Genomic DNA, 9,484 nt, shown 5'->3' with positions numbered 1-9,484 from the left:
GGGGGCGGGGCCCCCCCCCCCGGGGGGGCGGGGGGGGGGGGGGCGCCCGGCCGCCCCCCCCCCCTACCGGTGTTTCAGCATCCGGCACACCGCAGCCAGCGCCAGCAGATTCGGATCCCGCTCGCGCACCCGCAGGAAGCTCAGCCCGATGGTCTGGCGCATCAGGTACTCCTGCTTGAGAGGGATGAGCTGGACCTTGTCGCCAAAGACATGCCGCACCCGCCCCGGCAGCAGGGTGTAGCCGATCCCCGCCCCCACCAGGTTCATCAGCGAGAAGATGTCGCCCACGCGCGTCACGACCGTGGGCGAGAAGCCGGCGATGCGGAAGGCTTCCTGGAAGCCGTGGTAGGTGATAAAGCCCTCGCTCAGCCCCACGAACTTCTCGCCCGCGCAGTCGCGCAGGTCGATTTCCGTGGCGCCGGCGTAAGGCGAGCCGCTGGGGGCGGCGAAGTAGATCTCGTCCTCGAACAGGGGAATCGACTCCACGTCGGGGTCGGCCTCGGGCAAGGCGATCAGGGCGGCGTCGATGGCGTTCTGCTTGAGCTTGTGCAGCAGGTCGGCGTTCGAGCCCAGCACCAGTTCGGTCTGCAGCTCGGGTTTGCGCAGCTTGATGCCGATGATGACTTCCGGAATGGTCCCGGTGGTGAGGGAGTACAGCGAGCCCAGCTTGAGGCGGTCGGCCGAGTAGCCGGCCGCCGAACGGGTGGCGGCGATGCCGTCGGCCATCAGCTTGATCACCTCGCGGCTGACCTCGGCCAGCACCTGGGCCGCCTCGTTCGGAATCAGGTTGCGTCCCTGCAGGCTGAACAGCTGGCAGCTCATGCTCTCCTCCAGCGAATGGAGGGCGCGGTGCACGCTGACGGCGCTGATGTCGAGCAGGCGCGCGGCCGCGTTCAGGTTGCCGCCCTCCATGTAGGCGAGCAGGATTTCGAGCTTGCGGAAGGTGATCTCGTCGCTGATCTGGCTGCGCATGGTGGTCGTCGGTCGTAGGGTGGACGGCTTTGCCGTCCACGCGGTGATAGTTATCGGCTCCGTTCCCGCGCACGGGCCGGGGAGCATGGGTTGAACGCGTGGACGGCAGAGCCGTCCACCCTACGTGGCTGCAACTTGCACATTGTCCAGGTCCCCGTTATGCCACCACAGCGACGGATTGTTGTCCGCCAGCTCGCGCAGCAGGTCCCACACCACTTTCACGCGCCGCAGGCGGTACAGGTCGGTAGGCGCGGCCAGCCAGAACGAGCGCTCGGCGAAGAAGCCCGGCAGCACCGGCACCAGGCGCCCGTCGTCCGGCACCGCGTAAGGCGGCGCCATCATCAGGCCCATGCCCAGCGAGGCCGCCTCGATCTGGGCCGTCATGCCCGAGCAGCACATGCGCCGGCGCGGCGTGAAGCCGAATTCGTTCAGGTAGGACAGCTCGCGGCTGGCCAGGCGGTCCTGGACGTAGTCGACGAAGTCGTGGCGCGCCAGGTCGGATTGCTGCCGGATGGGCGGATGGCGCGCCAGGTAGGCCGGCGCGGCGTACAGGTAGAAGCGGAACGAGGCCAGCCGCGTGACCACGTAGCGCCCGGTGGTGGGCGGATCGAGCATGACGCCGAGGTCGGCCTCGCGGTTGGCCAGGTTGGCGAAGCGCGGCAGCGCCAGCAAGTCGATCGAGAGGTCGGGATGCTGCTCCAGCAGGCCGGCCAGCAGCGGCGCCACCACCCGCACCCCAAACACTTCCGGCACGCCCAGGCGCACCACCCCGGCCGCCGCCACCTCGGCCCCGCCGATCTGCTCGGCCGCGGCCAGGGCCGCGCCCTCCATCGCCTCGGCGTGCGGCAGCAGCGCCAGCCCCACCTCGGTCAGCTCGTAGCCTTCGCGGCTGCGGTCGAACAGGGTGGCGCCGAGCTGGGTCTCGAGCCGGTCGATGCGGCGCGCCACCGTGGTGTGCTCGACCTCGAGGCGGCGCGAGGCCCCGGACAAGGTACCGGCGCGGGCCAGCTCCAGGAAGAAACGCAGGTCGGTCCACTCAGGCAGCGTATTCATGGGTCGTTGTCCGATATCAAGATGACATATTGTGCACTAGTGCACATTCCCCCTGCAATCGTTTAGCTCATCGAGTATGCGCTGGCGCTCGCGCGGGCTGGAGGAATTGCTGCTGGGCACATCCTCCCTGTCAAGACGCTGCGAACCCATGCACAGAGGCATCAAAGCGGGCTGTGCATTAATGCACAAAGGGGTGATCGATTGTTGCCTATTCAACCAAACTCAACCGAGGCACACTGCGAACCATGCGAAATCTTGAACGCATGCCGACCAAAAACAAGGAGACAAGAATGCGTCTGACCAAGAAGAAACTGAGCCTGCTGACCCAGTCCGCCATCGCCCTGCTCGCCGTTTCCGGTGGCACGATCGGCGCCGCGCACGCCCAGGACGCCGCCGGCGCCCCGGCGGCGGCCCCGACCGAAGAGGCGGCTCCCGCCAAGGTGGTCGTGACCGCCCGCCGCCGCGAGGAGACCCTGCAGGACGTGCCGGTCTCGGTCACCGCCTTCTCGGCAGACCAGCTCTCCAAGCAAGCCGTGCCGGACGTCACCGCCCTGGCCCTGGCCCTGCCGAACACCACCCTGAAGGCCTCGCGCGCCACCAACTCGACCCTGACCGCCTTCATCCGCGGCGTCGGCCAGGCCGATCCGCTGGCCGGCTTCGAGTCGGGCGTCGGCATCTACGTCGACGACATCTACCTGGCGCGCCCGCAAGCGGCCGTGGCCGACATCTACGACGTCGAGCGCATCGAGGTGCTGCGCGGCCCACAGGGCACCCTGTACGGTCGCAACACCATCGGCGGCGCCGTCAAGTACGTGACCCGCAAGCTGGGCCCGAACACCGACGTGCGCCTGCGCGGCACGGTCGGCAACCACGGCCAGAAGGAAGCCGTGGTCACCGCCAGCACCCCCTTGAGCGACACCGCGCGCATCGGCGGCACCTTCGCCCGCTTCAAGCGCGACGGCTTCGGCACCAACCTGTTCACCGGCAAGGGCAACTACGACAAGGACGTGACCGCGGCCCGCCTGTCGGCCGAGTTCACCCCGAACCAGGACTTGTTCGTCCGCATCGCCGGCGACATCACCCAGGACGATTCGAATCCGAAGAACGGCCACCGCCTGATCGTCGGCCGCACGAGCGGCGCGCCGATCCTGCCCAACGAATTCGACACCCGCGGCAACCTGACCAAGGCCCTCGGCCACGACCAGGATGTGAAAGCCTACGGCGTCTCGGCCACCGTCGAGTACACCATCAACCCGGCATGGACCCTGAAATCGATCACCGCCGCGCGCAAGGACCGCTCCTACGCGCCGATCGACTTCGACGCCCTGCCGGTGGTCGACATGGAAGTGCCGGCGCTGTACAAGAACAAGCAGTTCAGCCAGGAATTCAACCTCACCTACTCGGGCGAGCGCCTGCAGGGCGTGGCCGGCGTCTACTTCATGGACGCCAACGCCTTCAACCACTTCGACACCATCCTGGCCGGCGCGGTCGCGACCTCGACCTACACCATGGGCGACATCGACACCAAGGCCTGGGCGGTCTACGCCGACGGCAGCTACAAGCTGACCGACGCCCTGAACGTGTCGCTGGGCGGCCGCTATACCGTCGACAAGCGCGAAGCCGAGATCCTGCGCCAGATCTACTTCGGCCTGGGCGGCTCGCCGCAGCTGGGCAACCCGGGCGCCCTGCTGTTCCGCACCGATACCGACCTGCGTGGCGGCGTGCTCGAACGCGAGGACAAGAAATTCACCCCGCGCGTTGCCCTGAACTGGAAGATGAACCAGGACCACAACGTCTACGCTTCGTACTCGGAAGGTTTCAAGGGCGGCGGCTTCGACCCGCGCCTGAACGTGGTCGGCACCCGCATCCCGCTCGCCACCGCGCGCGCCGGCTATGCGCCGGAAACCATCGAGACCTATGAACTGGGCCTGAAGTCGGCCTTCAACGGCGGCCGCATCACCACCAACGCCGCCGTCTTCTACAGCGACTACCAGGACGTGCAGATCCCGGGCTCGGTGGCGATCGACACCAACGGCGACGGCCAGGACGACAGCTTCGCCGGGGTGACCACCAATGCCGGCAAGGCCAAGATCAAGGGCGTGGAACTGGAAGCCATCGCCAACCTGACCCGCGACTTCATGATCGCCGGCATGTACAGCTACATCGACGCCGAGTACAAGGAGTACATCGTGGCGGGCGTCAACGTGGCCGGCCAGCGCACCTTCCAGAACACGCCGAAGAACTCGGCCAACCTGCGCGCCAACTACGACATCGCGATGCCGGTCATGGGCCACAACGGCAAGCTCTCGCTGATCGGCAGCTGGTCGTACAAGGGCGCCACCGCGCAGTTCGAGACCCGCTCGCTGCTGGACCAGGACTCCTACCGCATCTGGGACGCGAGCATCGTCTGGACCCGTGCCGACGGCAAGATCCGCGCCGGCCTGCACGGCAAGAACCTGGGCGACACCCGCTACAAGACCGCCGGCTATCTGTTCCCGACCCTGGGCAACGAGGGCACGCTGACGGCCTTCTACGGCAACCCGCGCACCGTGTCGGCGACCGTCGAGTACCGCTTCTGACGGTGCAGGTGGCGGCTCCTGCCCGGGAGCCGCCCTGTCCAGCCATCGAGTTAGCAGTGGGACCGTCTCCCCGGCGAAGGCCGGGGCCCAAGTTTGCGTGAGCGATCGCATTGCGAAACTTGGATCCCGACCTACGCCGGGACGACGTTCACGCGCCAACTATCCAGGGTGACTTGCGAGTGCACTCATTTCAAAGATCGAACCAACAGGATAAGCCAGCGTGTCCACCTTCACACCAATCAGCTACACCAGCGGCGACGGGCTGGCGCTGTACGCGCGCGATTATCCGGCCACGGCAGTCGCCGGCGCCGCGCCGGGACCGGCCAGGCTGCCGGTCATCTGCATCCACGGCCTGACCCGCAATTCGTCCGACTTCGACGAGCTGGCGCCCCTCATCGCGGCCCAGGGGCGGCGCGTGATCGCGGTCGACGTGCGCGGCCGCGGCCACTCGGCGCGCGACCCGAACCCCGCCAACTACTCGCCCATGGTCTACGCCGGCGACGTCATCAAGCTGATGAACGACCTGGGCATCGCGCGCGCCGTCTTCATCGGCACCTCGATGGGCGGCCTGATCACCATGACCCTGGCCGCGCGCCGCCTCGACCTGATCGCGGGCGCCGTCATCAACGATATCGGCCCGGTCATGTCGGCGCGCGGCCTGGACCGCATCGCCGGCTATGCCGGCAAGTCCGGCGCGGTGGCCTCGTGGAGCGAAGCCGCCGGCCACGTGCGCGACATCAACCTGTGCGCCTTCCCCGCCAACAGCGAGGACGAATGGGACAAATGGGCGCGGCGCGCCTTCGAACAGCGCGATGACGGCCTGTTGAGCCCGCGCTATGATCCGAATATCGCGCACGCCCTGCAAACGGGTAAACTGCCCCCGACCTCGCTGGCTGCGCGCATGGCCTTCCGCCGGCTGGCGCGGCGCCGCCCCACCCTGCTGGTGCGCGGCGCGCTGTCCGACCTGGTCGAACCCGAACAGGCGGCCTGGATGCGCAAGGCCGCCCCGGAACTGCAATATGTGGAAGTACCGAACGTCGGCCACGCGCCGATGCTGACCGAGCCCGAGGCGCTGGAGGCGATCCGCGCCTTCCTGGCCACGGTGCCCTGAGACAGAACAAGGAGACAAGCATGAACCACCTGATCAAACCCCTCGCCCTCGCCATGTTTGCCGCCTTCGCCGCCGGCGCCGCGCCAGGCGTGCTGGCCCAGGGCAAGGACCTGAAGGTCGCCCTCATCGCCGGCAAGACCGGCGCGCTGGAAGCCTATGCCAAGGAGACCGAGACCGGCTTCATGATGGGCCTGGAATACCTCACGGGCGGCAAGATGGAAATCAACGGCCGCAAGATCAAGGTGATCGTCAAGGACGACCAGAGCAAGCCGGACCTCGGCCGCACCCTGCTGGCCGAGGCCTACGGCGACGACAAGGTCGACATCGCGGTCGGCACCACCTCGTCCGGCTCGGCGCTGGCGATGCTGCCGGTGGCCAAGGAGTACCGCAAGGTGCTGATCGTGGAGCCGGCCGTGGCCGACGCCATCACCGGCGACAAGTGGAATAAATACATCTTCCGCACCGCGCGCAACTCGATGCAGGACGCGCTGGCCGCCGCCTCGACCCTGAAGCAGGGCAGCATCGGCTTCCTGGCCCAGGACTACGCTTTCGGGCGCGATGCCATCAAGGCCGGCAAGGAAGCCCTCGCCGCCACCGGCAGCAAGGCCAAGGTGGTGCACGAGGAATACGCGCCGATGACCACCACCGACTTCACCGCCTCGACCCAGCGCCTGTTCGACGCGCTCAAGGACAAGCCGCAGCCGCGCGTGCTGGCCATCGTCTGGGCCGGCCCCAACCCGATGAACAAGATCGCCGACATGCAGCCGCAGCGCTACGGCATCGCCCTGGCCCCGGGCGGCAACATCCTGCCGGTGATGAAGACCTGGAAGAGCTATGCCGGCACCGAAGGCACGATCTACTACTACCACGGCTTCCCGAAGAACAAGATGAACGACTGGCTCGTGGCGGAGCACACCAGGCGCTTCAAGGCTCCCCCCGACATGTTCACCGCGGGCGGCATGGCGGCGGCCAGCGCGGTGGTGGCGGCCCTGTCCAAGGTCCCGAGCGGCAACGGCGACCAGATGGCCGCGGCCATGGAAGGCATGAGCTTCGAGACCCCGAAGGGCACCATGAGCTTCCGCAAGGAAGACCACCAGGCCATCCAGCCGATGTACCACTTCCGCATCAAGAAGGACCAGAAGAACGAATGGGACCTGCTGGAACTGGTGCGCGAGATCCCGGCGTCCGAGATGCCGCTCCCGGTCCGGAACAAGCGCTGACATGACTTCTTCCGCAGCCCAGGCTTCCCTCTCGACCCGCGACCTGAGCATCCGCTTCGGCGGCCACGTCGCGGTAAACGGGGTGACGGCCGATTTCTACCCCGGCACCCTGACCGTGATCGTCGGCCCGAACGGGGCCGGCAAGACCACCTACTTCAACCTGGTGTCGGGCCAGCTGTCCGCCACGGCGGGCAGCGTCATGGTGAAGGGCAAGGACGTCACCCGCCTGGGGCCGGCGCACCGTACCCGCATGGGCATCGGCCGCGCCTTCCAGCTTACCAACCTGTTCCCCAACCTGACGGTGATCGAGAACGTGCGCCTGGCGGTGCAGAGCCGCGCCGGCATGGGCCTGAATTTCTTCTCGATCTGGTCCAGCCACAAGGAACTGATCGCCCGCGCCGAGCACTACCTGGAGCGCGTGTCCCTGATCGGCCGGCGCGACATGCACGTGGGCGCCCTGTCGCATGGCGACCAGCGCAAGCTGGAAGTCGCGATTTTGCTGGCGCTGGAACCCGAGATCATGATGTTCGACGAACCCACCGCCGGCATGAGCGTGGACGAGGTCCCGGTGGTGCTGGACCTGATCCAGCAGGTGAAGGACGAACGCAACAAGACCGTGCTGCTGGTCGAGCACAAGATGGACGTGGTGCGCCAGCTGGCCGACCGCATCGTGGTGCTGGTCAACGGCGCCCTGGTCGCGGACGGCAAGCCGCTTGACGTCATGCAATCGAAGATCGTACAGGAAGCCTATCTTGGAACACCCGAATCCCAACATGCTTAAACCGGCGTCCGCGGGCGAAGCGCTGCTCACGCTGTCGGGCGTGCATACCCACATCGGCCAGTACCACATCCTGCAAGGCGTGGACCTGGTGGTGCCGCGCGGCGGCCTGTCGATCCTGCTGGGCCGCAACGGCGCCGGCAAGACCACCACCCTGCGCACCATCATGGGCCTGTGGAAGGCCAGCAGCGGCAGCATCCGCTTCGACGGCCAGGACATCACGAAGATGGCCACGCCCGACATCGCGCGCGCCGGCATCGCCTATGTCCCGGAAAGCATGGCCGTGTTCTCCGATCTGACGGTGCGCGAGAACCTCTACCTGGCGGCGCGCAGCGGCCCGCTCGACCAGGCCCGGGTCGACTGGATCTGCGGCTTCTTCCCGGCCCTGAAGAAATTCTGGAACTACCCGGCGGGGAACCTCTCGGGCGGGCAGAAGCAGATGGTGGCGATCGCCCGCGCCATCGTCGAGCCGAGGAAGCTCTTGCTGGTCGACGAACCGACCAAGGGCCTGGCCCCGGCCATCGTCCAGAGCCTGATGGCGGCTTTCCGCGAGCTGAAGGAAACCGACACCACCATCCTGCTGGTCGAACAGAACTTCAACTTCGTGCGCACGCTCGGCGACACGGTCGGCGTGATGGACGACGGCCGCGTCGTGCACGCCGGCGCGATGGCCGACCTGGCCGGCGACGAGCTGCTCCAGCAGCGCCTGCTCGGGCTCTCGCTCGACTCCCACCAATAGGACAAACCATGAGCGCCACCCTTCCCCTTGCCAATGCGGACGCTGCGCTGCCCGCGGCCAAGCTCGACGTCGCGCCCCTGCTGCTGGTGCCGCTGCTGATGCTGGCCATGCTGCCCCTGGTCGGCAGCTTCCCCGCCTGGGTCACCCTCACCGTCGCCGGACTGGCGATGGGCATGATGTACTTCATCATGGCCAGCGGCCTGACCCTGGTCTTCGGCCTGATGAGCGTCCTGAACTTCGGCCATGGCGCCTTCGTGTCGGTGGGCGCCTTCACCGCCACCCTGGTGCTGCTGCCGATGCGCGGCTGGCTCGAGATGGATTCGCTGCTGGTCAACCTGGGCGTGCTGCTTCTCGCCGTCACGGTCGCGATGATCGCCACCGCCCTGCTGGGCTGGGCCTTCGAGCGCATCATCATCAAGCCGGTCTATGGCCAGCACCTGAAACAGATCCTGATCACCATGGGCGGCATGATCGTCGCCGAGCAGCTGATCCACGTGATCTGGGGCGCCGAGACCATCGCCCTGCCGCTGCCGACCGCGCTGCGCGGCGCCATCCTGATGGGCGACGCCGCCATCGAGAAATACCGCCTGGTGGCGGTGGCGGTCGGCCTGGTGGTGTTCGTGGCCATGTTCCTGACCTTGAACCGCACCAAGATCGGCCTGCTGATCCGCGCCGGCGTCGAGAACGGCGAGATGGTGGAAAGCCTGGGCTACCGCATCGGCCGCCTGTTCGTGGCCGTGTTCGCGGCCGGTTCCGCGCTGGCCGGCCTGGGCGGCGTGCTGTGGGGCCTGTACAAGGAAACCCTGTCGGCCGCGATGGGCGGCGAGCTGATGGTGATGATCTTCATCGTCATCATCATCGGCGGCCTCGGCTCGGTGGGCGGCTGCTTCATCGGCGCCCTGCTGATGGCCCTGGTGGCGAACTACGCCAGCTTCCTGGCCCCCAAGGTCGCGCTGGTGTCGAACATCATCCTGATGATCGCCATCCTGCTGTGGCGCCCGGCGGGTCTCTATTCGAAAATGCGGGGTTGAC

The 9,484-nt window shown here is 67.3% G+C and carries 8 protein-coding genes; 6 read left to right on the top strand and 2 right to left on the bottom strand.

Annotated features, from left to right (window positions below):
• Positions 1-63: 63 nt before the first annotated feature.
• Positions 64-972, bottom strand: coding sequence for a LysR substrate-binding domain-containing protein (locus tag KBW98_RS18700; protein ID WP_211521678.1), 909 nt, complete (start codon positions 970-972; stop codon positions 64-66).
• 120 nt (positions 973-1,092) lie between these two features.
• A complete protein-coding gene (locus KBW98_RS18695; protein WP_211521677.1) occupies positions 1,093-2,025 on the bottom strand; it encodes a LysR family transcriptional regulator in 933 nt (310 codons plus the stop codon).
• 290 nt (positions 2,026-2,315) lie between these two features.
• On the opposite strand from KBW98_RS18695, the gene KBW98_RS18690 reads away from it, so the two are divergent.
• The 6 genes from KBW98_RS18690 (at position 2,316) to KBW98_RS18665 (ending at position 9,483) form a co-directional block, all read left to right on the top strand.
• Complete coding sequence (locus KBW98_RS18690) at positions 2,316-4,604, top strand: TonB-dependent receptor (RefSeq protein ID WP_211521676.1); 2,289 nt, start codon at positions 2,316-2,318, stop codon at positions 4,602-4,604.
• A 220-nt stretch (positions 4,605-4,824) separates the two neighbouring features.
• A complete protein-coding gene (locus KBW98_RS18685) occupies positions 4,825-5,715 on the top strand; it encodes an alpha/beta hydrolase (RefSeq protein WP_211521675.1) in 891 nt (296 codons plus the stop codon).
• 20 nt (positions 5,716-5,735) lie between these two features.
• Positions 5,736-6,935 carry a substrate-binding domain-containing protein gene (locus KBW98_RS18680; RefSeq protein ID WP_211521674.1) on the top strand — a complete coding sequence of 400 codons (1,200 nt, stop codon included), beginning with the start codon at positions 5,736-5,738 and terminating at the stop codon, positions 6,933-6,935.
• Between the two features lies 1 nt (position 6,936).
• The gene (locus tag KBW98_RS18675) at positions 6,937-7,716 is read left to right on the top strand and encodes an ABC transporter ATP-binding protein (protein ID WP_211521673.1); all 780 of its coding nucleotides are present in this window, start codon (positions 6,937-6,939) and stop codon (positions 7,714-7,716) included.
• Complete coding sequence (locus KBW98_RS18670; RefSeq protein WP_211521672.1) at positions 7,709-8,452, top strand: ABC transporter ATP-binding protein; 744 nt, start codon at positions 7,709-7,711, stop codon at positions 8,450-8,452. Before KBW98_RS18675 ends, KBW98_RS18670 begins: the two co-directional genes overlap by 8 nt.
• Before the next feature lie 8 nt (positions 8,453-8,460).
• Positions 8,461-9,483, top strand: coding sequence for a branched-chain amino acid ABC transporter permease (locus KBW98_RS18665; protein WP_211521671.1), 1,023 nt, complete (start codon positions 8,461-8,463; stop codon positions 9,481-9,483).
• Position 9,484: the final 1 nt, after the last annotated feature.

This window comes from Massilia sp. ST3, from assembly GCF_018119405.1.
In the GTDB taxonomy this organism is placed as follows: Bacteria; Pseudomonadota; Gammaproteobacteria; order Burkholderiales; family Burkholderiaceae_D; genus Telluria.
The sequence above is the reverse complement of the archived record's forward strand: the minus strand, read 5'-3'. Positions and strand labels throughout refer to the sequence as shown.

Bases quoted from the DNA above. Each gene is read 5' to 3' on its own strand.
- KBW98_RS18695 (WP_211521677.1), bottom strand. From the start codon at position 2,025: ATGAATACGCTGCCTGAGTGGACCGACCTGCGTTTCTTCCTGGAGCTG.
- KBW98_RS18690 (WP_211521676.1), top strand. From the start codon at position 2,316: ATGCGTCTGACCAAGAAGAAACTGAGCCTGCTGACCCAGTCCGCCATC.
- KBW98_RS18665 (WP_211521671.1), top strand. From the start codon at position 8,461: ATGAGCGCCACCCTTCCCCTTGCCAATGCGGACGCTGCGCTGCCCGCG.
- KBW98_RS18680 (WP_211521674.1), top strand. From the start codon at position 5,736: ATGAACCACCTGATCAAACCCCTCGCCCTCGCCATGTTTGCCGCCTTC.
- KBW98_RS18670 (WP_211521672.1), top strand. From the start codon at position 7,709: ATGCTTAAACCGGCGTCCGCGGGCGAAGCGCTGCTCACGCTGTCGGGC.
- KBW98_RS18675 (WP_211521673.1), top strand. From the start codon at position 6,937: ATGACTTCTTCCGCAGCCCAGGCTTCCCTCTCGACCCGCGACCTGAGC.
- KBW98_RS18700 (WP_211521678.1), bottom strand. From the start codon at position 972: ATGCGCAGCCAGATCAGCGACGAGATCACCTTCCGCAAGCTCGAAATC.